Raw genomic sequence first — 22,611 nt, 5'->3', positions numbered from 1 at the left:
AATGCTGAGTCTCATGAGAACCTTCCTGTCGATTGGTGGGCTATTTTTGCTGGCGGGGATTGTGCAAGCTCAGACTCCTGACGGCACATCGCCTTATACTAGCCATATGCGCTATGATGATGCGAAACGCCTCGTCGGTACGATTGCGCCGGATCCTGATGGTGTCGGTCCGTTGGGGTTTCCGGCAACGCGTACAGTTCATAATTCGCTGGGGCAGGTTGCCTGGGTTGAGAACGGTGAGCTCAGTGCTTGGCAAGCGCCTGATATAGCGCCTGCAAACTGGAGCGGGTTCACAATATTTACAAAGTTAAACTATGAGTATGACACTTGGGGGCGGCAGACCAAAGAAGTTGCCTATGGTGGAACATCCATAAAGGCTGTCACACAATCGAATTATGATGCATTCGGACGTGTTGTCTGTACTGCGCAGAGAATGAACCCAAACAGTTTCCAGTCCTTGCCCGGCGATGCGTGTTCTCTGGGAACGGAGGGTGGTTTCGGTCCGGATCGAATTACCCGCACCAATTATGACGAGTTCGACCGTATAACATCAGTCGAGCGTGCTGTTGGTACGACGCTCCAGCAGACGTATCAGTCTTACACCTATAAAGAGTTCCACAAGCCAGCCTCCGTCACAGATGCAAACGGTAATCGAACTGAGTACAAGTATGATGACTTTCATCGGTTAGAGAAAACCGTATTTCCATCCAAGACCAATACTGGCTCAGTCAATTCAAATGACTATGAAATGTACGGGTATGATGACAATGGAAACAGAACGTCACTGCGTAAGCGCGACGGGCAGACAATCAACTATCAGTATGATGATCTTAATCGCGTAACATGGAAGGACATTCCTGGCAGTTCGCAGGATGATGTCTATTACGACTACAATCTCCAGGGATTACAGAAGTATGCCCGGTTCGCATCGTCCGCGGGTGCAGGGATTTCAAATGAGTATGACGGTTTTGGACGTCTCAAGGACACGAGCAACGCCTTCCTGAACAAGACGATAAAATACGATTACGACAATGATGGCAATCGCACTTATGTTGAGCATCCTGACGGTGTGTTCTTCGCCTATGGCTATGATGGTCTCAATCGCCTGGATTCTATCTCGGCTAACGGGTCTGTTCTTCAGGTTGAGGCGACGTACAATGCGCGTGGCCTGATGTCCGAAGTTCAGCGCGGCGGTTCTGCCGCAATCACAGGCCTGAGCTATGACAGTCTCTCCAGACTCAAGTCCTATACGCATGATTTCAGCTTGTCGTCTGATGATGTGACAACTGGCTTTGCGTTCAATCCTGTCAGTCAAGTTATTGAGAAAGGGCTGAGCAATGTCGACTATGTCCATACCGGTCCTTGGGCGATTTCTGGCGCGTATGAAGTAAATGGCCTCAATCAGTATGAGAGTGTTGCGGGGAGTAGCTATACGCATGATGCAAATGGCAATCTGACATCGGATGGCGAGACCACTTATCTATATGATGTTGAGAACCGTCTGATATCGGTGAGCGGGCCGGGCAACAGCGCAACGCTGACCTATGATCCCTTGGGGCGTTTGCAGAGCACTACGGTCAATGGCGTGGTTACCAGCTTCCTTTATGACGGTGACGCACTCATCGCGGAATATGATGCGGCCGGCACACTGTTGCGGCGCTATGTGCATGGGTCGCGGGTGGACAGTCCTCTGATCTGGTATGACGGGAGCGCATCAAATGATGCGCACTATTTCCATGCGGATCATCAGGGGTCGATCATTGCGGTATCGGATGCGGCGGGGGATCAGGTTTGGTCAAGCACTTACAGTCCGTTCGGCGTTCCCACCGACACGGCGTTTGGCAGGTTTGCCTATACCGGCCAGATCGAGCTGACGGGGCTGGACCTCTACTACTACCAAGCCCGCATCTATGACCCCGCCCTCGGCCGGTTCTTGCAGACAGACCCGATCGGCTATGAGGACCAGATGAACCTCTATGCCTATGTTGCCAATGATCCGATGAATTATACAGATCCGACCGGGATGGAGAAAGCGAAAAATGAGAAAGACGCTGTGAGGCGAGCCACCCGCAGACTCCGAGAAGATGGTCATAGGATTATAAGTACTCAGGGCGCTGGCCAAACTGTTTACGCTCGCCGGGATGGGGATTGGTACATAAGGGGACGACAGTACGATATTATCTCTGAAAAGGGTGGAACAATTTTTGACACAGAGGTGAAGTTTCGAGCATCGGCCGGTAGCCAAAAATCAATCGTGCGAAAAGTTCTCAGGAGGGCTGACCCTTCTCGAAAAGCAAGAATTCCAGGAAAAGTTGCGAATGCAGTCGGTATTCTGCGCCAATTATACTTTGATATCACATTAGACGGAGACATCACTATGACTGGTGCCCAGTTCGGTTCAGGACAGACACTATCCGAAATGGACGGAGACGTTGAAATCAGATGGGAATTATGGAGCGCCGAGAGCCATGACAAGGTCCTTAATACGTCTCGAATAAAAAGAATTGCCGATCCTGAGGCTCGACAACAAGAATTCGAGCGGCTTCAGGAGGCACTTAAAGACTATACTTCGGTTCAATGATGACATCCAAGAGCGGTAACGTAGGATTTGGCTTGAACAAAGGTCGGCGTACTCGGATTTTGCGAGGCAGGATAGCAGATTTACGAATAGGGCTTGGCCGTAAATTCGATGGTGTTCAAGATTACGCGCTGTCTCTTCATTCGAAACCGTTCGGAGAATTTTTAGTATCGAGTTCAGACGAACTTAGCGGTATTTCTGGCATCAAAAGGATGAAGTTTGACCTCTCTAAAGGTCATAGCGTAGCATTTGCTGCAATCACCATTTCATGTGCCGGTTCGACATCTTTCCGTGATGTGACTGCTCCCAACAGACAGACTAATAAGATCGGAGAATGCTTACAAATTTCTGGTATTGATATAGTTTCAGTAGCTGATCTAAAACTGTTCGTCGACGGCCTTCAAATGCATTTAGACTCGGCCGAAAGCCTTTTCCAGCTAGTCAAAAAAGGCGGTGTCATAAGTAAAAATTTCGTACTTTTTGATGCGGTTCGCACGACGGTTTTTCTGGGTATCGCTGGGGGAATCCCTCCAACCGAGATAATGGTCCAAACGCTTGAACATTGCCCCGAATTGAACGCTGATGAGCTGCTCGCATTTATCGAGAAGCACAATGCTAATAGCGCTTGAAGGTTAAGCAAGATCAAGCGAACTTCCCCCGTCGGGCGAACCCGCGGCTATCGGCCTGTAAATACGATTACTTTTGTGGCACCAATTTGGCGCCGTCTGTACGTACAGTGTCAGGCGCTCCCAGACCTCTTTTCGGAACGGTCCTTGCAAGGCCGGGTGCATGGCCGAGGAGGACCTCTTTCCGGGTGGCCGAGAGGTTCGCCCCAGACGCCCGCAGGACGGCAAGACCAGCAGCTTCCGTCCCGGTCCCTGACGCTGCGTTTAGGCGGGTCTATAGGGCGCGCGAGCAGATCACCCGGCAGCTTCCTTAATCGCGTCAACAAGGCGGTTGCGAAGGCGCATGCGAGCGGCATCGGCCCGAATCGGGATAAGGCTGCTGTGTTGAAATTTCTAAGGAAAGCAATGAAGCGGTACGGCAATCCGCATGTTGTCGTGACGGACAATTGTCCTTCTTACCGGGCCGCGATGAAAGTTGTTGGGAACGAAGGTCGCCAAGAAGCAGCGCGTCATCTCAATATCCGCGCCGAAAACTCACACTTGCCATTCCGAAGGCGAGAGCGGGCGATGTCTCGCTTCCGGCGCATGCGAAGTCTTCAGAAGTTCGTTTCAATTCACTCCTCAGTGTACAATCACTTCAATCATCAAAAGAATATCGAGAGCAGGGCCAGGTTCAAATCGCTACGTGACGTCGCTCTTTTCGAATGGCGCGCGCTGATCGTTGCCTGAGACCCGTTGGTCCGCGAATAAAGGAGACTGGTTCGAGTTAGTCTGACAGCACCCTTTAACAATTGTTGAATACGGAGTGGTCATTTCAACGGCTGCGCTTTCACAGATCTAAACTACGCGCTGATAACTGTAGATTCCACTACAGGTGTCAGACATGCAAGACTATGGACCACCAGCTGCCCCACGACGTGCACGCACGTTTGTGATTGCCGCGTTGTTTTTCGGCTTCGCGGGCCTGGTGAATCTGTTCTCCCCATTGGATCTGGTGTTCAACGGAATATCCAACGGGCTCAGGTCTCCGGCGGTCGACGACCGGTTTATCATCCTCGAAGTGAATGATGGATTCGAACACGTCGCGGCAGGCGATACCTGGTCGGATATGTTCACTAGCGAGCTTGTGTCATTTTTGAATACGCTCGATGTGGAGTCGGCAGTTATTGTCGAGCCCGTTTTCACGTCGACATCTCAATTTCCCTTGCTGACAAGGGCGCTGGAACAGCCCACGAATACCGTGTCGGTGTCCGCCGCTCCAAATCTCAAACTGGAGTCTCCATCAGAGGGATTACGAGACCACCTGACGTCCTCAAACTATTTCAAACGATACTGGGGCGGCGTCGAATTTGGGTCTTTTGGTGCCGAGTACGGCGATGTTTTCCTGCAGTCTCCGGAGAGTAAGCTCTCTGACAAAACCGACAATATCGGCCCTTCATTCGAAATTGACTATGCTTTTGACGTTGAGGCGTTTCAGCGGCTTGATTTGAGCACTGTGCTGGCGCCAGATTTCGACGCGGCGCTTGTCCGCGGGAAACGGCTTGTCGTGGCGCAAGCCAGTCAAGGCGACAACCATCCCTATTTGATGCCCTCGCAGGGAAACGGCTCTCTGGCAGAAGTCATCCTGATGGCGGCGATGACTCTGGGCGAAGAACGTCCCCTTAACGCTGGATTTCTTCCTGCCTGGCTGTTTTCTGTAGGCGTAGTGGGCTTGATGCTCAGTCGACGTTTTGGCTCCATGGCGCTGCGTTGGGCACCAGTCGCGCTGGCATGCATGATCGTGTTCCCCATTGTCATGGACATGTTTTCCATTCGCACGAGTAGCGGCCATGCGATCGGAATGATTTCGTTCGGGACATTGATCGCGTGGATGCGTTTGAAAAAACGGGAAACTGCGAACAAGGCGTTCACGCACAATCTTTCCCATCTTCCCAGTGCGCAATGCTTGAGCGCTCATGTCGGCCAAGACCAGCGTGTCATGGTGGCAGCTGTGGTGACAAACTATGCGGCTATTTCGACTGGCCTCACTCCCGAACAAGAAGGGATCACCGCGAATACGATAGCGAATGCTTTACCGAGTTCTGGAGCCGTATATCAAGGCGACCTCGGTCAATTCTATTGGCTGCAAACCGATTTTGACGAAGCAGCAATGGAAGACCTGTTCGAAGCCACGGCAAACCAACTCAACAAGGGGGTCATTGTTGGCGAGAGAACTCTGATAGTTCAGGTTGCCTTTGGTGTTGAACGCATCGCCTCTGCCTCTTTGGCGTCGCGGCTGAAAACGGCGGAATCCGCTGCCCAGGCTGCCGCGCGACAGAGAAAAACGTACAAGCTGCATGATCAGGATGCGCAAGACGCGCTGCTGTGGCAGAGCCGGGTCCTTTTTGAAATGGATGAGGCGCTTCGTAACCGCGAGATCTATATAGCGCTTCAACCCCAGTTGAATATCCGTTCCGGAAGGATTTCAAGCGCCGAGGTATTGGTACGCTGGACACACCCGGAAATGGGCGTCATCTCGCCGGCCGAATTCGTCCAGATGGCTGAACGGGGAAAGCGCATCGACCAACTTACACAATATGTCATTCAGTCATCATTTCAGTTTCTGCGTGACGCTCAAAAAATTGATCCCGGATTCAACATCGCAGTGAATATCTCGCCCAGCCTGATCGGTAGCGCGGAATTTGAGTTCATGCTGCACGCTGCCTTACGTGTGTATGGGGTCAAGGCTAGCAGCATCATGCTTGAGATCACTGAAAACGAGCAGTTACTAAACAATTCCGGAGCCCAGGATGCTATGGGGCGGCTCAGGGACGCCGGTTTCGGGATATCCATTGATGATTACGGAGCTGGCCTGTCCACGCTGACCTATCTGTTGAAGGTGCCCGCCAACGAGGTCAAACTTGATCGAACGCTTATTAGCACGCTTCGGTACAATGAGCGTAGCCAGCTCTTGATCCAGTCTACCATCAGCGTTGCCCAATCACTGGGAATGCATGTTGTGGCCGAGGGTGTGGAAGACCCGGATACGTTGGCAATTCTTCGCACATTGGAATGCAATCTGGCGCAAGGATACTTTATAGGACAGCCCGTCGGTGCGGAAGAAATCCTGTCTATTCTAGAAAGCTCAAGTAGTGTGCAAGCTGTAGCGCAAGCTTAACATTTCCATAAAATTACTTTGAAATTTGCAAAATTCAGTTAACCTTTGACGTCTGGGGCAGATGGACTGCTCCTTAACATGTCAAAGGTTACATCATGCAGAAGCAAACAAAACCAACACAGCGCGACATCTGGGACTGGATTTTCGGAAAGCGCCCATAGGGGTAGAAGTGCTTTTAAGATAAGCACTTACCAGCGCAGCTGGTGCAAACATCGCCACCAAACGGCAGCCCTGTGTAAGGTCAGTCGTTCGGTGGTTTTTTTATGTTCGGACTCTGCGCGAGCGTCATGCCAAATAACCACCAGCGAGTGGATGAGAGATTCGATGCTGGAAACTATGGTTCGACAGCTGGGCAAGCAAATGGTCGAACATTCGAAGGAGCCTTCAGCGCTAATCGAGGCAGGCGCTGACTTGCCTGAGCATACTTGACGAATACTGCCCGGTATTCGGAGCTAACGAAGATGTGAGGACTTTGGCGCCCGAATGTAACTGGATACTAAGGTCAGTTAGGGTACATGAGCGCTATGAGATACGTCGCCTGCCACGCGTCCATAGGTGCCACTGCCATAATGCTGGCGGGGTGCGTCAGTGCGCCCGCTGGTCCGACAATGCCGGATGTGCCGGTTCATGGAACATATCTGTCAGAAGCTGCTGATTTGAGCCTTGAGTTGGAGTGGTGGAAACAGTTTGGAGATCCGGTTCTCGATAGCCTCATCGCCCAGTCCTTATCCGCAAACAAGTCTCTCGACCAAGCTGCTGCAAATGTAAGAGTTGCTGAAGCGATTGCATCTGGAGCTCGGCTTGATCGCAGCTACTCCGCTTCTACGTCATTTGATGGAGATGTTGGGCGGTCCGCTCAGCCAGGCCAAGACGTGAGGGCCTCGATTCAAGGGGCGCTTGGAGCGAGTTGGGAGTACGATGCATTCGGTCGCATTGAAGCCCAAATCGCCGCCGCAGAATTTGATGTCGAAGCGGCTCGGCAGGCTCGCCGAGATGTTGCGGTGATCGTCGCCAGTGAGACGGCTCTGAATTATGTGCAATTGCGCGGTGCGCAAAGACGACTTGCGGTTGCGCGCAAGAATGCCGACACCCAGTCTGAAGGATTGGACCTGTTACAGACACTTTTAGACAATGGCCGGGCAACCCGACTGGATATGGAGCGAGCAGAGGCTCAGTATCGTACGACGCTCGCGTCGCTTCCTCGCTACGAGGCGGCCATAGAATCAGCCAAGAGCGCGCTCGCCGCGTTGACTGGACAGCCGGCAAATTCTCGATCGGGTCTGGTGATGGAATTGGTGACCAGCGCGGATGATATTCCAGAGCACCGCGGCGCGATCATGGCAGGGTCGGTTGAAGATCTGGTCCGCCGACGTCCGGATATTCGCAGCGCAGAAGTGGTGATCGCGCGCCAACTGGCATTGGGCGACGCTGCACGTGCGGACTTGTTTCCGACGATAACCGTCAATGCGAACGTTCTGGCTTTGTTTGATGATGCCAATGATATCGGCGATTTGACGAGCTTCGGATTTGGCGTTGGCCCTTCGATAAGTTGGGCGTGGCCTGATCTCAGGCGGGTGCGGGCAAACATAGATGCGACCGACGCACGAACAGACGCGGCGATTGCGCAATATGAACAGACCGTATTGAATGCTTTGAGCGAAGTCGAATCCGCTCTCTCGGAATACACGAATGAGTTGAAGCGCCGCGACGATCTAAAGAGAGCGGCGGCATCAGCGCAGCGGGCGATAGAACTTGCGCGTCTACGGTTCGAAGAAGGTCTCGACGATTATCTGGATGTGCTGGAAGCGCAGCGAACATTGTTGACGGCGGAAGATCAGTTGGCTGAAAGCCGACTTCAGTCATCTAGCCGGGCGATTGCCGCGTATCGAGCATTGGGAGGTATAGAAATGCCGAATCAATATGGGACAGAACCCGCAATCGCGTTGGAATAGATATGTTTACCAGAAACCTGCTTTTCATTTTAGCTGCCGTGTTTGTATCGTCGCTATCAGCTCAGGCGCAGCGGGGTGGTCCCGCGAGTGTTTTCGTTGAGCCGGTACAGGAACGCAGTTTTGCGATGAGGATTGAGGCGTTGGGCACGCTAGAACCCAACGAGCAAGTCGATCTGACCCTGAATGCGGCTGACCGAGTGCGGGCGATTTATTTTGACGATGGTGATCGCGTGAAGCAGGGCAAGACCTTGCTCTCGCTTGCGCAGCGCGAACAGGCAGCACTTGTAGAAGCTGCTGAAGCAACGCTCGATGAAGCGCGGCGCCAGCAGGAACGGCTCGCGCGCCTGGCAGATCAGCAGGCTGTATCCCAGTCAGAACTCGATCAGGCAAATCGTAATCTTGATAGCGCTGCGGCACAGTTGCGTGCGGTGCAATCTCGCCAACAGGATCGCGTTCTCGTTGCTCCATTTGATGGCGTGCTAGGCTTCCGGATGGTCAGTGTTGGATCATATGTTCAGCCAGGGGATATCGTTGCGCGGCTGATAGATGACAGCGAAATGAATCTGGACTTTTCCGTGCCGTCGACATTCTTGAGAACCTTGGCCAAAGGTACGGAAATTGAAGCAAGAACAGCGGATCTTCCCGGGGAAACTTTCAATGGAGTGATTGCGTCAATTGACAACGCAATTGATCCTGTGACGCGTTCCGTTCGTGTGCGTGCCACTTTGCCCAACCCGGAGCGTCTGCTGATCTCTGGCATGTTTGTGCAGGTAACCTTGGTGGCGGATCCACGGCAAGCTCTGGCTGTACCTGAAGAAGCAATACAGCCGGTAGGGCCGCGCACATTTGTATTCGTCGTTGAAAACGAAGGTGGACAACTCATCGCGCGGCGTAAGGAAGTCGAACTCGGGCTACGCCAGGCGGGGTATGTGGAAGTGATGTCAGGTCTAACGGCTGGCGAAGACGTGATTACCGAAGGTATCATCCGTGTTCGCGAGGGTGCCGCCGTGGAAATTCAGGACCAGTCAATGCTCCTTCCCAAGGCCATCAGCGGCAAGAATCGTAGCGGGGGTGCAGCCGGGTCTCCTGCTTCTACAGGTCGCTGACGATGTTGCTGTCGGATACCTCGATCAAGCGGCCCGTATTCGCGTCGGTGCTTGCGCTTATACTCGTGATTTTTGGCATGGTAGCGTTCGATCGGTTGCCCCTGAGAGAATACCCTGACATCGATGCGCCAATCGTCTCCATCGATACGAACTATCCAGGGGCGTCTGCCAGTGTTGTAGAAACACGGATCACCCAAATTATCGAAGACCGCATCGCTGGTGTTGAGGGCATTCGCTACATCGATTCCAATTCGAGCGATGGCCGCTCGCGTATAAGCGTGGAGTTTGGCATAGACCAGGACATTGATGTGGCCGCGAACGATATCCGCGACCGGATTTCTGGTGTGCTGGACAATCTTCCTGAGGATACCGACCCGCCAGAGGTCGAAAAAGCCGACTCCAATGATGATGTCATTATCTGGCTGAACCTTGCCAGCGAGGCAATGACTACGCCGGAATTGTCAGATTATGCTCAGCGCTATCTTGTCGACCGGTTCTCCGCCCTGGATGGGGTGGCACGCGTACGAGTTGGTGGCTCCAGAGACTATGCCCTTCGCGTCTGGATAGATCGTAGAGCCTTGGCGGCACGCAATCTGACCGTGGCCGAGATTGAGCAAGCATTGCGCAGTGAGAATATCGAAGCACCAGCCGGCAGTCTGGAATCGGAAAAGCGAACTTTCACGGTCCGAATTGATCGCACTTTCAAGACGCCGGAAGAGTTCTCCGCGCTCGTGATCGCCGAAGGCGAGGACGGATATCTGGTGCGACTGGGAGACGTGGCGCGGGTTGAGCGTGGGACGGTCGAGGACCGCAACATGTTCAGAGGCAACGGCGTTCCGATGGTGGGGCTGGGCATCATCAAGCAGTCGACTGCGAATACAGTCGAGGTTGCGGCTGGAGCGCGGGAACTTGCTGACCGACTGAACGAGACGCTTCCAGAAGGCATGGTGATCGCGCGTAGTTTCGACAGTTCAGTCTTCATCGACGCCTCGATTCGAGAAGTTTACACCACGCTTGCCATCGCAGTGGCGCTGGTGACACTGGTGATATTCATGTTTCTCGGCAGCGTCCGGGCAACCATTATCCCGGCAATCACTGTTCCGGTCTCGATCATCGCCACTTTCATTGTGCTCTACGCACTGGGCCTGTCAGTCAACTTGCTGACACTGCTGGCGCTTGTTCTTGCAATCGGACTGGTCGTGGATGACGCCATTGTTGTGTTGGAGAACATCGTTCGCCGCATGGAAGAAGAAGGCGAGACGCCGCTGGTTGCCGCGTTCCGCGGTACCCGGCAGGTTGGTTTTGCGGTGGTGGCCACTACGCTTGTCCTGATCGCGGTCTTCGTGCCTATCACCTTTATGCAGGGTGATGTTGGGCGACTATTCACCGAGTTCGCCCTGACGATGGCTGCGGCCGTCGCATTCTCCAGCATCCTGGCCCTGACACTAGCGCCCATGCTGGCCTCAAAACTCCTGAAACGTGAAAAGAGTGCGGGATGGCTTGCGGTTATCCCGAACGCGATAGACGGCGCATTCGGCCGCCTTCGAACAGGATATGGCTGGGTATTGGACCGACTGATCATGAGGCCGATAGCAGTTGGTGTCGTTCTGGTCGGCTTGTTTGCGGGCGCATACAGCCTGTCGCAAACGATTGAGCAGGAATATGTTCCCGTTGAAGATCGCGGGGCATTTTTCGTCAGTATACGGGGTCCTGAAGGCGCGTCCTTTGAGTATATGGAACGCTATATGGACGAAATTGAACGGCGATTGATCCCTTATGCAGAGAGCGGCGAGGTGAGCCGCCTGTTGCTGCGGGCGCCCGGATTTGGCAGTTCGTCATTCAATCAGGGTTTTGTGGTTGTGGTGTTGGATGACTGGTCCAGGCGGCGTCCGGCGGACGAAATCATAGCGGAAGTGAACGGCAAGTTATCCAACCTGCCGGGCATTAGAGCTTTCGCAATCATGCGGCAGGGACTTGGTGGTGGCACTGGCAAGCCTGTCCAATTCGTGTTGGGTGGACCATCCTACGAAGTGCTGACGGAGTGGCGAGACTTGTTGGTCACCGCGTTAGAAGATGACAATCCAGGACTGGTCGATATTGACTGGGATTACAAGGAAACCCAACCGCAATACAGGGTTCAGGTCGACTATGATCGCGCGGCTGATCTTGGTGTGACGGTGACCGATATTGGCGTCACGCTTCAAACCATGCTGGGCTCGCGACGCGTTACGACCTATATCGATGATGGCGAAGAATATGATGTCATCCTGGAAGGCCTGAGGTCTGAGCAAAATACGCCCAACGATGTTCAGAATATCTATGTGCGATCCACACGGTCAGGTGAATTGATCCCCCTCTCCAATCTGGTCACAATTCGTCCGATTGCGGATAGCCCGACTTTGAACCGGTATAATCGCGTGCGCGCAATCACGATCGAAGCGGGGTTGGCGGAGGGTGCGTCGCTGGGCACTGTGCTCGACGCCATGCAGGCCAAGGCTCGTGAAGTGTTGCCGCAAGAGGCCACATTGGACTTCAAAGGGCAGTCGCTCGACTTCAAGACGTCTGGCCAGTCCCTCATATTCGTATTCATCACGGGTCTGGTGATCGTGTTCCTTGTGCTTGCAGCGCAATTTGAGAGCTACCGCCACCCGGTCATCATCATGCTGTGCGTGCCTGCGACATTGGCTGGAGGGATGCTTGGTATCTGGCTGACCGGAAATTCGCTGAACATCTACACGCAGATTGGCTTGATTATGTTGATTGGCCTTGCAGCGAAGAACGGCATTCTGATCGTGGAGTTCGCGAACCAGTTGCGCGACGAAGGCCGCCCCTTTTACGAGGCCATCAAGGAAGCGTCGCTCGCTCGCTTCAGGCCAATCGTGATGACGAGTTTGACCACAGCTGCCGGTGCTCTCCCACTTATCCTGTCCAGCGGTGCAGGCGCCGAAACCCGATCGGCGATTGGTATCCTGATCCTGTTTGGAGTGATCGCCGCTGCGCTGGTGACCGTGTTGTTCGTGCCGACAGCCTATGCTCTGATCGCTCGAGGGTCCGGGTCTCCAGGCGATGTTGCGCGCAAGTTGGAGTCGGAGAGCCAGGGGATGGACAAGGCCGTCATTCCCGCAGAATAGCTTTTGCTCGTTGTTACTCTGAGTTCAAGCGTAATAGCCAGTGCTCGCTTTTCTTGCGTGTCTGCTGCAACAATCCGTGCGGCGGTAATCAAGACTTGTGAGGCGCAAGAATGCTCCCTTCAATGCTCAGCTAGTGACAATTCGAAAGCAGATCATGAACAGTTGGGCCGGCCTTGAGTGAAACATTCGACAATCTTCCGCCCGTAAACTACGTGGTCAGCGAAGAAGAGTGCGCCGCACTATCCGCAGCTATTGATATCGAAGAGCTAACCCAGACCGCACTTGCCCTTGGGAACATTGATAGCCCATCCATGAGCGAGGCATCAGCTGCAGAGTTTGTGTTCAATTGGTTGCAAACAGAAGGTTTTGCACCGCGAAAAGTTGGCGCAACGCCTGAACGGCCGAATGTTATCGCGACTTATGGCGGCAAGGGTGACGGAAAGAGCCTCCTCTACACAGCCCACCTTGATACTGAAAGTCCGACCTGGAATGCGGATCTGGACGCCCACAAGTTCCGTCCTGAAACGCTGGCGAACCCGGAATGGAACCAGTGCTGGCTACAGGATGGGGCATTCCACGGCTACCCAATCTCGAATGATCGCGGGCCGATGGTGTGCTTCCTTATGGCCGCAAAGGCGCTGAAATCCTGCGGTATTGATCTGTCGGGACGGCTGTACCTTACCGCATCTCCCGGCGAGATCGGTCCTGAGCCGATCGAGGAGGCTCGCGGCGTACAGTATATGGGCAAGGAAATCGGCACGCACTACGCGTTCTATCATGGCGGTGTGTCACCCGATTATGCGATCGCGGCCGAGGGGTGTGACTTCGGGTTGACGTGGGTTGCATGCGGTTATGCCGTATTCCGCATCCAGCTATTTGGCGAAGGCGTGTTCACACCACTTCTCGAAAGCCCAGAAAAGGCCGCTGATCACCCCAACCCGATCTATCGTCTCGGTGACACCATCCAGTCGATTTTGGACTGGGGGCGCACTTATGAGCAGGAGAACATCTACACGTCGTCTGGCGGTGTGGCCAAACCCAAGACGCAAATCTCCTCTGTCCGTGGTGGCGTTCCATATGCGTTCGGGGCCGGAACGGAAATTTGCTCACTCTATCTTGAAGTCGGTTTGCCGCCGCATGTAGAAATCGGGCAGGTCCATAGAAGCCTTGAGAGTCATTTGAGACGCCAAGGCATAGGTGAGTTCGGCCTGGAGCCAGTCGTGGTCCGGCACGGATTTGCTGCCGATGAAGAACGCGTGTCCCCGCTCGTTTCGGCTGTTGATGCTGCGACCCGGCATACACTGGGCGAGCCTCTGAAGCTCGCGCATCCTGTTTATTCGAGCATGTGGCGCGACCACAACGTCTTCAACATGAACCGCATTCCCGCCGTCACAACCGGCTTTCCACGCTGGCGTCCGACGCCAGAGGACATGGTCAAAAGCACTTTGATCTATGCGCTGACCGCGCTGTCGATTTGTGGGCGTGCGCCCACATCCGAAAATAAAAAGCCGCTGAGCGGTTCCGATGTCTATGGCGACAACCCATTTTCGTCCGCTGGAGTATCCTGACCCATGAATGCAAGAATTCCTTTCAAGGCAGGCAGCCAATTGCTGGCAATGAGTTCGCTTGAGCTTTTGCTGGCCGCGGCGACATATTCTTCACTCGGCGTGGTCCTCCCATTTATGGTGATGGATCTGGAATGGAGCTGGGCGCAGGCTGGGTTTGGATTTACGGTGCTCGGTGCAGTTACCGGCGTCGCGTCATCTGTGCCGCCATTTCTCATCCGCCGGGTGGGGGTGCGGAACACAATCCTGATTGGTGGTGTTCTGGCCTGCATCGGTTTGTACCTTCTGCATGGAGTGGAGAGCCTGCCTCAGTACTATATTGCGGCAGCAATCTGCGGTTTGGCCTACCCCATGATGGCGTCCATCCCGACAACCTTCCTTGTGAGCCGACTGTTCCAGCGGCAATCGACCGCGCTCGGCGTGGCGGCGACGATCAGCGGAATAGGGACGGTGGTCGGGCCATTGATGGTACTTGGCGTATTGGCTCTTGAAGGTCAGACGTGGCGGAATTATTGGGAATATCAGGCAATCGCACTACTGGCTGCGGCTGTTTTGTGCGCGATCATCGTTGGTTTGGAGCGCAGATTCACTCGGCCCGCACGTGAGGAACTCGTCGCAGCAGAGGCTGAAGCGGCGGCACCGACCGTCATGCCTGACCAAGTCGAACTGCCTCCGACACGGAGCAGTCGCCATATTTACCGGACGACTGTGGACTGGACGACTAAAGCTGCGATGCGGACGACGCAGTTCAAGATTCTTGCCGCCGCATATTGCCTGAACATGATGTGCCTGGTGACGGTAACCAGCCTCTCGGTGGGCCATTTGGTTGAGCGCGGTGTTTCCGAGACTGTTGCCGCAGGCATGTTGAGCATCGAGGCGTTGATCGCGGTTTTGATCCGGGCATTTTCCGGTGTTCTGGGGGATATCTTCGATCCCAAGCATCTTGTGAGCTTTGCGTTATTTGCGACGATGATTGGTTGCGCTGTGCTCGCGCTCACAACAGATCATGTCATGCTGCTGTTTTACGCGGTAGGCACGGGTATTGGTTTCGGTACGACGCAGCTCGCGTGCACGGTGCTGCTGCTCAACTATTTTGGTCGCAAGTACAATCTCGAACTGTTCTCCGCCATGTGTGTCACCGGTGCGATCTCGGCGCTCGGACCTCTGATCGGAGGCGTAATCCGCGACGTTTCGGGAAGCTTCTCCCTCATCTTCATATTGCTGTCAGTTCTGTCAGCCGGCGTCTTCATGGTCGTGCTTTTCATGAAGCCGCCTTATCTTGAGGATCTGTCCTCTACTGAAGGCGACCCAGTTGGCGACGCTGACATCAAGTACGGGCAGATGGCTGAGTAATCTCAATAAGCTGACCAGCTTCGATCAAGCCTCGATTTCAATTTCCTCCGATGGAGTCTGCCATGCCGTCAGATCGCGTACCCAATTTGGCCAGTCAAAAGTCAGTTTCGCCGAAAACAACCTGGACTAAGTGGCTGAGGCCAGATCCGTACGCACTTGTGCTGCTGTCCGTGGTAGTTACGGCGAGCATTTTGCCATGTCGTGGAGATGCGGCGGTCGGCTTCGAGTGGTTGACCAAAGTAGCCATATTCCTGTTGTTCTTCATGCACGGTGCAAAGCTGTCTCGCGCAGCCATCCTCGGGGGTATTGGTGCCTGGAGACTCCACACACTCGTTCTGATGAGCACCTTTCTTCTGTTTCCGGCGCTCGGTCTGCTAGTGAGCACACTGCCTAATTCTCTGGTGAGCCCTACAGTGAAGATGGGTTTCCTGTTCCTCACCATATTGCCCTCCACGGTCCAGTCCTCGATCGCATTCACCTCCATGGCCAGAGGAAATGTAGCAGCAGCAGTTTGCACGGCATCACTGTCGAACATGCTTGGCGTGTTCATCACGCCGCTTCTGGCGGGCCTCCTGATGCGGTCTGAGCTTCAGTCGGGTGGGGGAGATCTGTTGGGGGTGATGCAGTCCATCATATTGACCCTGCTGGCCCCCTTCCTTGTCGGCCATCTCAGCAGGCCCCTCATCGGCGCATGGATTGACCGGAACAAGGGCGTTCTTTCAAAGCTCGATCGTGGCGCGATCCTGCTCGTTGTCTACACTGCATTCAGCGCGGCCGTCGTAGATGGAATTTGGTTGCGCGTATCGGGATTTGATATTGTTACGATCCTCTTCCTGAGCGCACTGGTGCTCTCAGTGGTGTTGTTCCTGACGCGCAAGGCGGCGCAAGTGGCCAGGCTGAACAAGTCGGACGAGATCACCTTGGTCATGTGCGGATCGAAGAAGAGTCTCGCAAGCGGCGTACCGATGGCTGCGGCATTGTTTGCCCCAGCCCAAGTTGGCGTCATCATACTGCCCTTGATGATATTCCATCAGATGCAGTTGATCGTATGCGCCATGATCGCGCGGCGCTATGGCGAGCGGACTGAAATACCCGAAGAGACAGAGGTGCTCGGCGAGGCGAGCGCCTAGCCGAACTGAAAAGCCGATACGGTCGAGTTCATGACATTGTCTGAAAAGACTTTCCGGCCTGTCTCGTCATGGCCCGCGCCAGCTGCGACCATGAGTGGAAGCAAGTGCTCTTCCCGAGGATGCGAGTTCCGGCCCTGAGGTGCGTCCAGCCATCGGCTGAGCTTGACCCAGCGTTCTTCAAGATCACCTGTTTCGAGGACATCTGTCAGCCATGCGTCGAATTCAGCAGACGGTGCGGTGGCCATGGGTGTCCGGAAGGCGCGCATATTATGATAGCTCATGCCGCTGCCGATGATGAGGACGCCTTCTTCTCTCAATTGGCTGATTGCCTTGCCGACCTTCAGATGTTTTTCCGGAGAGAGGTCGCGGGTGAGTGACAGGGTCAATATCGGAATGTCGGCATCAGGGAATGCAACCAATAGCGGCACGAATACGCCATGATCATAGCCCCGGGAACTTTTCAAGGGCGCATCAAGGCCTTGCTCCACCATCAATTCCTGAACGCGATTTGCGAGATCCGGTGCGCCCGGAGCAGGATAGTTGAGCTCATAAGTGTGAGCCGGAAACCCGGAATAGTCGTAAATCATGTCTGGCGAGGCGGCCGTGGAGACGGTGAACTCCTGTTCCTCCCAATGGGCTGATACAACCAAAAGGGCTTTTGGTTTCTCGGGCAGGCTGGATGGTATGCTTTTCAGCCATTCGGCTGTCTTGTCCCACGTATCGACCGGTCCGCCCATCAGTGTCCAGTCCATGAAAAAGCATGGGCCACCTCCATGTGGAATGAACAGGGTGGGCATTTTCGTGGAGGAAGCAGTCATTTTCTATTCCCGATGCTGATCGATACATGGTGTCTTTAGTGCATGTGGCTGCCGGGTGTCTTGCTTTCTCGCGTCCGCAAACTTGTCCGCGCCGGGGCCAATCATGTGTGAGCTCGAAACCAGTGCCGCAACTAGTTGGGCGCATATGAACAAGACCAAATAGCGGGCTTGAACTCTGATCCAACCGGTAGGCGATTTGGTTCAAGGAGTAAGTTATGGCGTTGGTGGAAGAGACACGAACAAGCAAGATCAAGGTTCAGCCGGAAAATCTGCACCATTTGAAAGCGACACCGGAAACCGTGCACTGGGGATACTTCCACCCCAACATCAAGCCAGCGCTCCGCGTTAAAAGTGGCGATCTCATTCAGGCTGAAGCGATCACGCACCATGCCGGGGATGCTCCGGAACTGATGATGGATGAGACTGTCAAGGCAATCTGGGAGGGTGTTCAACCCGAAGATCGTGCGCCGGGTGTCCATATCATGACCGGTCCGATCTATGTAGAAGGTGCCGAACCAGGTGACATGCTGGAAGTGCGCTACTTCCGTATGGTTCCCCGCTGCAATTACGGATCCAACCTCGCTGCGAACTGGGGCCACCTCTATCAGGAGTTCGATGAGAAGGAGCGCGTGACCATCTATGAGCTTGATCCGAATGCGAACACGGCTCACGCGCTCTATGCCTATGATTTCGAAGGAAAATATCTGATCCCCGGGACCGTTACACATTGTCCTGAGTGTGACCGCGAACCTGCTTTGGTTGGCGTCCGCGTGCCGGCAAGGCCGCATTTGGGAACTGCGGGAGTCGCGCCCGCCATTGACGAGCGTATCAGCACAATTCCACCGGGCCTGCATGGGGGAAACATCGACAACTGGCGCATCGGAGCCGGCGCCACGATGTATTATCCTGTGCAGGTGAAGGGCGGGCTGTTTTCGATCGGTGATCCCCATGTCAGCCAGGGCGATGGTGAGATCAGCGGCACGGCAATTGAAGCTTCCCTCGACGTGCTGTTCCAGATCGTACTCCGAAAGGACTTCAAGTTTCCTTCGCCGCTTCTTGAAACCCCGGATCACTGGATTGTCCATGGGTTTGACGAAGACCTGAACCAGGCAATGAAGAATGCCTCATTGGACATGCTTCATCTGCTCACTGAGCATCAGGAGCTTAGTCGAAATGATGCCTATTCTCTGATGAGTGTCGCGACCGATTTTGGGGTCACCCAAGTCGTGGACGGCACGCAAGGAATTCACGTCAAGATTGACCGTGGCATCTTCCCTGAAAAAGGTGTTGTCAAAGATATCGACTAGATTGGACGTCATTGATTTATGACGATTTTATCCAGTTGAACGCAGTATTCAGGCGAGGCTTGATCAGGACTGCTCGACTTTTAGGCAGTCGCAGTCGTCAACCGGATCGGCATGGGCGGGATGCGTTGACCGACGGTACGGCAAACTGAGGATCAAAGATGTTGATGGCTGGGTGCCATAATCCGATCGGAGCCAATCTGTGCAGTTTACAACCAACGCATATCCAAAAGAGCAGAGAAAGGATGCCTGGCACTTCGCGCTACAGCGATTTTCGATGGAGTTGCTTGCGCATGAGGGTGAGCTCTACGGTGAACTGGTAAGCTTTCGTAGTGCCCAGGATTTTACATTTGTCCGGATCACCTCCACCCAGCACCGGATAAGACTCGATCTATCGCAAGGCCCATCCCAGTTCTGGCTCATAATGCTGCTGGAGGGCGATCTCGTCGCCAAGACTGATACCACAACGATTGAAGTCTCCGAGGGCGATGTTGTGTATGGGGTCGGTGATCTGGACGTGTCGCTCGATTTCAAGCGTGACAACCGGTTTTTGATGGTACAGATCCCGGTCTCTCATCCGGCGCTGAGGATAAGGTCCAAGCCTCAAGCAGATATTTCGAATTTGGTATCCGAAGCTGGAGTTGGCCGCATGCTGTCAGGCCTGTTGCGCTCTGTTGCGGACACGATCACGGATGTTGATGACGACCAGATGCGTCCGACTGAGGTTGCGCTGCCAGAGTTCATTTCTACGGCCTTGATGAGCGAGGCCTCGACCAAGGAACTTGGCGGGGCTGCTGGTGTTCGGGCAGCTTTGCTGGAGCGTATATTCCAAACCATCGAGATGAGATTGAGCGATCCTGAGTTGAACCTTCATCAGATTGCCAAAGAGCACAATATCTCCCCACGTTATCTACAAAAGCTGTTTGAATCCGTTGGAGACAGTTTCGGGCATTTCGTAAAATTGCGGCGATTGGAGAGATGCCGACTCGACCTCAGAAGCCCTTTGCACGCGCAGAGATCGATTTCGGATATCCTGTTCCAATGGGGCTTCAATGACAGTGCCTCATTCAGTCGGGCATTCCGCGAACAGTACGGTATGAGTCCGCGGGAGTATCGCCGGATGCCGCCGGGCGACGAATCAGAATCCGAAGTGCTGCAGCGCGGGCGGCCCCCTACGGCGAAGGATCAGGTGATTGAGCCCGAAGAGCCGGAACAAACAGATGACTTTCGCGATGCCGATGATGAGTCTGGTGAGATAGGGACTGTTGCGCCTGTGCCCGTAAAGCGCGGCGCGCGACACCATTATCTGCCCGTTACACCGGATACGATCCATTGGGGCCATTTCAGCAGCTCACTCAAGCCGGTCCTCACGGTGGAATCCGGTGACTATGTGACGGTCGAGACACTCACGCATCACGCCAATGATGATCATGATCGCATGGTGAAGGGTGATCAGGCGGTTGAGGACATCTATCGCTGGACTGCGGAGGGCAAAACCGTCAATCGCCGGGGCGCTGGCGCACTCGACTCCTCTTCGTCGACAGGCCGCGGTGCTGGTGAGGGGTTTGGCGTCCATATCTGTACCGGTCCAATCGAGATTGCCGGCGCAGAACCCAACGACATTGTTGAAATCCGTATCCTGGAACTGAAGCCGAGAACGAGTGCCAATCCGAAATATTCCGGGCAGTCTTTCGGGAGCAACGCGGCGGCGTATTGGGGATTTCAGTACAATGACCTGCTGACCGAGCCAAAACAGCGAGAAGTGATCACAATTTATGAAGTCGAAAGTGAGATGGGCCGTTCGTGCGCTCGCGCGGTCTATAATTATCGCTGGACCCCTCAGACTGATCCCTTCGGGGTAGTGCACGAATTGTATGACTACCCAGGCCTGCCGGTGGACACCAGCACGATCGAAAAGAACTATGATGTATTACGGAACATCGAAATACCGGTACGTCCTCATTTCGGGGTAATCGGGTTGGCACCGCCGCAGACGAAGCTCGTGGATTCGATCCCGCCAGGAAATTTTGGCGGAAATCTCGACAATTGGCGAATTGCTCCGGGATCCAGCCTGTTCCTGCCCGTTGGAGTGCCTGGTGCGCTTCTTTCGCTTGGCGACCCGCATGCATCGCAAGGTGACTCAGAACTTTGCGGTACGGCAATTGAGTGTTCGATGACTGCCTTGATACAGCCGATCCTGCATCGCGCGAGCGAGAAGATGGGGCATATCCGCGATCTTGATTATCCGCTGTTGGAAACTTCCGATGCATGGGTGATCTTCGGGTTCAGCCATCCGAATTATCTGAAGGAACTCGGTTCTTCGGCGCAGAGCGATATCTATAAAAAGTCCTCGATCGACCTCGCGATGAGGGACGCCTTCCGCAAGGCGCGGCGGTTTCTGATGACGGCTCGCGACCTCGACGAGGACGAAGCGATCTCGCTGCTCTCTGTTGGTGTCGATTTCGGTATCACACAAGTCGTCAACGGAAACTGGGGCGTTCACGCGATCATCCGGAAAGAGTTGTTCACTGCGTGATTTGAGCGCGATGTTCTCCCGATGTTTCCCTTAAAAAGGCTGCCGGGAAACATGTTGTGCGCGCAGAGACAAGAATGTGCACGCTGTGAATGACAGATTGAAGCTGACAGAAGCAGGAAGGACCGGACAATGCCGATCACCATCACCGAGCAATTCATCCAGTCCCTGGCGACATCCAAACAGGACGTGCTGGAAGCCGAAACATTGCCACCTGAATGCTACACCGACGCCAATTTTTACGAATTCGAGAAGGAGGCGCTCTTCACGCACGATTGGCTGTGTGTTGGTCGGGAAGAGTGGGTTTCGGAGCCCGGTGACTATTTCACGACTTCGACCGTGAATGAGCCGATCGTTGTTGCGCGGAATCGCAAGGGTGAGTTGAGGGCCATGTCATCGGTATGCCAGCACCGCGCCATGCTCGTGGCCGAGGGGAGCGGGAATGCGCGCGGGTTCGTGTGTCCTTATCACCATTGGAGCTATTCGCTTGACGGTGACCTTGTGGGCGCCCCTGCAATGAACAAGACGTGCGAGTTTGATCGCAAGGCGAATGGGCTCCCGAACTTCAAGGTTGAGGTCTGGGAAGGTTTCATCTTTATCAATTTTGATCAGGATGCAGCGCCGCTAGCCCCTCGATTGGTCCACGTGCAGGAGGCAATCAAGGGATATGACCTTGCCAGTGCTGAAGGTCCGCGCCCGGATCCGGCACCACGCCTGATGTGGAATTGGAAAGTCATGTTCGAGAATAACAATGACGGTTATCACGCCAGCCGGTTGCATCATGGACCCCTGCATGACTTTGTACCTTCCGAGCGTGCAAGCTTTCCGGACGCACCGGAGGGAGCGGCAGGTTATCTGAGGTTCAATGGTACGCTCCATCCGGATGCGAGCTTCAATCCGACTCAGAAGGCTGTCTTGCCCGTATTCCCTGGCCTCTCTGACGAGGCGCGCCAGCGGATGACGTTTGCGAACATCCCACCGAGCCTGTCGCTCGTGATGACAAGCGACATGGTGATCTATCTGATCATTCGTCCTGACAGCCCGGAAACGCATTACATGGACACGGGCGTGCTTGTTGCGCCTGGGGCCATGGAAGACGAAGCCTATGAGCACAAGATGGAGATGATCATGAATTCGACATCCCATATTATTGCTCAGGATTGGCATGTTGACGAAATGGTCCAGCTCGGACTGCGGTCGCGCTTTGCCAAACGGGGGCGCTACTCTTGGCAGGAAGGAGCGCAAGCGCAATTCAATGAATGGCTCGTTGACCGGTATGTTTCGGAATGGAACCGCCGCGCTGAGCCGACGGATGATGCCAGCATTGCGGCAGAGTAGAGTAGGCCGATCACGTGAGG

At 54.4% G+C, this 22,611-nt stretch carries 13 protein-coding genes and 1 pseudogene; 13 read left to right on the top strand and 1 reads right to left on the bottom strand.

All coding sequences use genetic code 11. From position 1 onward, the window contains the following. Position 1: 1 nt before the first annotated feature. The 10 genes and pseudogenes from CFA77_RS12355 (at position 2) to CFA77_RS12310 (ending at position 16,598) form a co-directional block, all read left to right on the top strand. Entirely contained in the window at positions 2 to 2,581 is a 2,580-nt protein-coding gene (locus CFA77_RS12355) for an RHS repeat domain-containing protein (RefSeq protein WP_206990959.1), read from the top strand. Continuing rightward, positions 2,578 to 3,207 (top strand): hypothetical protein, encoded by a 630-nt coding sequence (locus tag CFA77_RS12350; RefSeq protein WP_206990958.1) that lies wholly within the window; start codon positions 2,578 to 2,580, stop codon positions 3,205 to 3,207. Before CFA77_RS12355 ends, CFA77_RS12350 begins: the two co-directional genes overlap by 4 nt. Positions 3,208 to 3,567: 360 nt before the next feature. After that, positions 3,568 to 3,933 (top strand): annotated as a pseudogene (locus CFA77_RS17310) (DDE-type integrase/transposase/recombinase); the annotation flags it as partial. A 154-nt stretch (positions 3,934 to 4,087) separates the two neighbouring features. Further along, positions 4,088 to 6,361, top strand: coding sequence for an EAL domain-containing protein (locus CFA77_RS12340; protein ID WP_206990957.1), 2,274 nt, complete (start codon positions 4,088 to 4,090; stop codon positions 6,359 to 6,361). Positions 6,362 to 6,876: 515 nt separating this feature from the next. Further along, entirely contained in the window at positions 6,877 to 8,313 is a 1,437-nt protein-coding gene (locus CFA77_RS12335; RefSeq protein ID WP_206990956.1) for an efflux transporter outer membrane subunit, read from the top strand. A 2-nt stretch (positions 8,314 to 8,315) separates the two neighbouring features. After that, on the top strand, positions 8,316 to 9,419 hold the full coding sequence (locus CFA77_RS12330) for an efflux RND transporter periplasmic adaptor subunit (RefSeq protein ID WP_206990955.1): 1,104 nt from the start codon (positions 8,316 to 8,318) through the stop codon (positions 9,417 to 9,419). Between the two features lie 2 nt (positions 9,420 to 9,421). Beyond that, the gene (locus tag CFA77_RS12325) at positions 9,422 to 12,550 is read left to right on the top strand and encodes an efflux RND transporter permease subunit (RefSeq protein ID WP_206990954.1); all 3,129 of its coding nucleotides are present in this window, start codon (positions 9,422 to 9,424) and stop codon (positions 12,548 to 12,550) included. A 173-nt stretch (positions 12,551 to 12,723) separates the two neighbouring features. Further along, positions 12,724 to 14,118 carry a peptidase M20 gene (locus tag CFA77_RS12320; protein WP_242517351.1) on the top strand — a complete coding sequence of 465 codons (1,395 nt, stop codon included), beginning with the start codon at positions 12,724 to 12,726 and terminating at the stop codon, positions 14,116 to 14,118. Between the two features lie 3 nt (positions 14,119 to 14,121). Further along, positions 14,122 to 15,468, top strand: coding sequence for a CynX/NimT family MFS transporter (locus CFA77_RS12315; RefSeq protein ID WP_206990953.1), 1,347 nt, complete (start codon positions 14,122 to 14,124; stop codon positions 15,466 to 15,468). A gap of 62 nt (positions 15,469 to 15,530) precedes the next feature. Next, positions 15,531 to 16,598 (top strand): bile acid:sodium symporter family protein, encoded by a 1,068-nt coding sequence (locus CFA77_RS12310; protein ID WP_206990952.1) that lies wholly within the window; start codon positions 15,531 to 15,533, stop codon positions 16,596 to 16,598. Here CFA77_RS12310 and CFA77_RS12305 read toward each other — a convergent pair. After that, positions 16,595 to 17,350 (bottom strand): class III extradiol ring-cleavage dioxygenase, encoded by a 756-nt coding sequence (locus tag CFA77_RS12305; protein WP_242517350.1) that lies wholly within the window; start codon positions 17,348 to 17,350, stop codon positions 16,595 to 16,597. The two genes, CFA77_RS12310 and CFA77_RS12305, sit on opposite strands and share 4 nt — an antisense overlap. Before the next feature lie 281 nt (positions 17,351 to 17,631). On the opposite strand from CFA77_RS12305, the gene CFA77_RS12300 reads away from it, so the two are divergent. The 3 genes from CFA77_RS12300 to CFA77_RS12290 all read left to right on the top strand — a co-directional run bounded on the left by CFA77_RS12300 (position 17,632) and on the right by CFA77_RS12290 (position 22,591). Further along, positions 17,632 to 18,723 (top strand): acetamidase/formamidase family protein, encoded by a 1,092-nt coding sequence (locus CFA77_RS12300; protein ID WP_206990950.1) that lies wholly within the window; start codon positions 17,632 to 17,634, stop codon positions 18,721 to 18,723. A 274-nt stretch (positions 18,724 to 18,997) separates the two neighbouring features. After that, positions 18,998 to 21,256, top strand: a complete 2,259-nt coding sequence (locus CFA77_RS12295) for an acetamidase/formamidase family protein (RefSeq protein WP_242517349.1) — start codon at positions 18,998 to 19,000, stop codon at positions 21,254 to 21,256. A 129-nt stretch (positions 21,257 to 21,385) separates the two neighbouring features. Beyond that, positions 21,386 to 22,591 carry an aromatic ring-hydroxylating dioxygenase subunit alpha gene (locus CFA77_RS12290; protein ID WP_206990948.1) on the top strand — a complete coding sequence of 402 codons (1,206 nt, stop codon included), beginning with the start codon at positions 21,386 to 21,388 and terminating at the stop codon, positions 22,589 to 22,591. Positions 22,592 to 22,611: the final 20 nt, after the last annotated feature.

Source organism: Hyphomonas sp. KY3, assembly GCF_017309975.1.
In the GTDB taxonomy this organism is placed as follows: domain Bacteria; phylum Pseudomonadota; class Alphaproteobacteria; order Caulobacterales; family Hyphomonadaceae; genus Hyphomonas.
Note: the sequence above shows the minus strand (reverse complement) of the source record. Positions and strands in the feature narration are given on the sequence as shown.

Bases quoted from the DNA above. Each gene is read 5' to 3' on its own strand.
- CFA77_RS12295 (WP_242517349.1), top strand. From the start codon at position 18,998: ATGGAGTTGCTTGCGCATGAGGGTGAGCTCTACGGTGAACTGGTAAGC.
- CFA77_RS12350 (WP_206990958.1), top strand. From the start codon at position 2,578: ATGATGACATCCAAGAGCGGTAACGTAGGATTTGGCTTGAACAAAGGT.
- CFA77_RS12305 (WP_242517350.1), bottom strand. From the start codon at position 17,350: ATGGACTGGACACTGATGGGCGGACCGGTCGATACGTGGGACAAGACA.
- CFA77_RS12335 (WP_206990956.1), top strand. From the start codon at position 6,877: ATGAGCGCTATGAGATACGTCGCCTGCCACGCGTCCATAGGTGCCACT.
- CFA77_RS12340 (WP_206990957.1), top strand. From the start codon at position 4,088: ATGCAAGACTATGGACCACCAGCTGCCCCACGACGTGCACGCACGTTT.
- CFA77_RS12315 (WP_206990953.1), top strand. From the start codon at position 14,122: ATGAATGCAAGAATTCCTTTCAAGGCAGGCAGCCAATTGCTGGCAATG.
- CFA77_RS12300 (WP_206990950.1), top strand. From the start codon at position 17,632: ATGGCGTTGGTGGAAGAGACACGAACAAGCAAGATCAAGGTTCAGCCG.
- CFA77_RS12355 (WP_206990959.1), top strand. From the start codon at position 2: ATGCTGAGTCTCATGAGAACCTTCCTGTCGATTGGTGGGCTATTTTTG.
- CFA77_RS12310 (WP_206990952.1), top strand. From the start codon at position 15,531: ATGCCGTCAGATCGCGTACCCAATTTGGCCAGTCAAAAGTCAGTTTCG.
- CFA77_RS12325 (WP_206990954.1), top strand. From the start codon at position 9,422: ATGTTGCTGTCGGATACCTCGATCAAGCGGCCCGTATTCGCGTCGGTG.
- CFA77_RS12290 (WP_206990948.1), top strand. From the start codon at position 21,386: ATGCCGATCACCATCACCGAGCAATTCATCCAGTCCCTGGCGACATCC.
- CFA77_RS12330 (WP_206990955.1), top strand. From the start codon at position 8,316: ATGTTTACCAGAAACCTGCTTTTCATTTTAGCTGCCGTGTTTGTATCG.